This window comes from Streptomyces sp. NPDC059649, assembly GCF_042734445.1.
GTDB lineage: Bacteria > Actinomycetota > Actinomycetes > Streptomycetales > Streptomycetaceae > Streptomyces.
Genome location: NZ_JBHWDV010000049.1, coordinates 49,301 through 50,942, shown reverse-complemented (window position 1 = coordinate 50,942; position 1,642 = coordinate 49,301). Strand labels below are relative to the sequence as shown.

The window sequence follows — 1,642 nt, the reverse complement described above, 5'->3', positions numbered from 1 at the left end:
TGAAGGAGGACGAGTACGCGCGGATCCGCGAGATCCTGGGCCGCCGCCCCACCGGGGCGGAGCTGGCGATGTACTCGGTGATGTGGTCCGAGCACTGCTCGTACAAGTCCAGCAAGGTGCATCTGAAGCAGTTCGGGGAGAAGGCCCCCGACAACGATGCGCTGCTGGTCGGCATCGGTGAGAACGCCGGTGTGGTGGATGTGGGCCAGGGGTATGCGGTGACCTTCAAGGTCGAGTCGCACAACCACCCCTCCTACATCGAGCCCTACCAGGGCGCGGCCACGGGTGTGGGCGGCATCGTCCGCGACATCCTGGCGATGGGGGCCCGTCCGGTGGCGGTGGTGGACCCGCTGCGGTTCGGTGCGGCCGATCACCCCGACACCAAGCGTGTCCTGCCGGGCGTGGTCGCCGGTATCGGCGGTTACGGCAACTGCCTGGGTCTGCCCAACATCGGTGGCGAGGTCGTCTTCGACGCCTGCTACCAGGGCAACCCGCTGGTCAACGCCGGCTGCATCGGTGTGATGAAGCACGAGGACATCCACCTGGCCAAGGCCTCCGGCGCCGGCAACAAGGTCATCCTCTACGGCGCCCGCACCGGCGGCGACGGCATCGGCGGCGTCTCGGTCCTCGCCTCGGAGACCTTCGATGACACCAAGCCGACCAAGCGGCCCGCCGTCCAGGTCGGTGACCCGTTCCAGGAGAAGCTCCTGATCGAGTGCACCCTGGAGATCTTCGGCGAGAAGCTGGTCGCCGGCATCCAGGACCTCGGCGGCGCGGGCCTGTCCTGCGCCACCAGCGAGCTGGCGTCGGCCGGTTCCGGCGGTATGCGCGTCGAGCTGGACTCCGTCCCGCTGCGGGACGCGACCCTCTCTCCTGAGGAGATCCTCATGAGTGAGTCGCAGGAGCGGATGTGCGCGATCGTCGAACCGCAGCACGTCGAGCGGTTCATGGAGATCTGCGAGAAGTGGGACGTGATCGCCACCGTCATCGGTGAGGTCACCGACGGCGAACGCCTGGAGATCTTCTGGCACGGCGAGCAGATCGTCGACGTCCCCCCGCGCACCGTCGCCCACGAAGGCCCGGTCTACCACCGGCCCTACGAGCGCCCGTCCTGGCAGGACGCGCTGCAGGCCGACGACGCGGGCAAGCTGGCCCGCCCGGCCGACGGCGCCGAACTGCGCGAGCAGGTCCTCAAGGTCGTCGCCTCGCCGAACCAGGCCTCCAAGGCGTGGATCACCGACCAGTACGACCGTTTCGTGCAGGGCAACACCGTCCTGGCGCAGCCCGAGGACGCGGGCATGGTCCGCATCGACGCCGACACCAACCTGGGCGTCGCCCTGGCCACCGACGGCAACGGCCGCTACGCCAAGCTCGACCCCTACACCGGCGCCCAGCTGGCGCTCGCGGAGGCGTACCGCAACGTGGCCGCCTCCGGCGCCAAGCCGCTGGCCGTGTCGGACTGCCTGAACTTCGGCTCGCCCGAAGACCCGGCCGTGATGTGGCAGTTCGCCGAGGCCACCCGCGGTCTGGCGGACGCCTGCCAGACCCTGGGCACCCCGGTGACCGGCGGCAACGTCTCCCTCTACAACCAGACCGGCGAGACGGCGATCCACCCCACGCCCGTCGTGGCCGTGCTCGGCGT

The 1,642-nt window shown here is 69.7% G+C and carries 1 protein-coding gene; it reads left to right on the top strand.

The genetic code is table 11. The features are described 5' to 3' along the window. Nucleotides 1-1,642: phosphoribosylformylglycinamidine synthase subunit PurL (gene purL, locus ACFV1J_RS33300; protein WP_385864423.1), on the top strand; the 1,642-nt coding region annotated here is incomplete at both ends.